Below are 255 nucleotides of genomic sequence, written 5' to 3' on the forward strand. Positions count from 1 at the left end.
AGCTATTCGCCGGCCGTCATTTTGACCGTGAGGTGATCATTCTTTGTGTGCGCTGGTATCTGCGCTACAAACTCAGCCTGCGCGATCTCGTCGAGATGATGGCTGAGCGAGGGTTGTCGCTGGCTCACACGACGATTCTGCGTTGGGTGCGCCGCTATACGCCCGAGTTCGTCAAGCGCTGGAACCATTTTGCCACGTCTGCGGGACGGTCGTGGAGGGTTGACGAGACGTACCTGAAGATCCGGGGCAAATGGG

The 255-nt window shown here is 58.4% G+C and carries 1 pseudogene; it reads left to right on the plus strand.

What is annotated here, in order from left to right:
- Positions 1-255: pseudogene (locus tag EVC45_RS45340) on the plus strand (IS6 family transposase); the annotation flags it as partial.

The organism is Paraburkholderia sp. UYCP14C (genome assembly GCF_004197395.1).
Classification (GTDB): domain Bacteria; phylum Pseudomonadota; class Gammaproteobacteria; order Burkholderiales; family Burkholderiaceae; genus Paraburkholderia.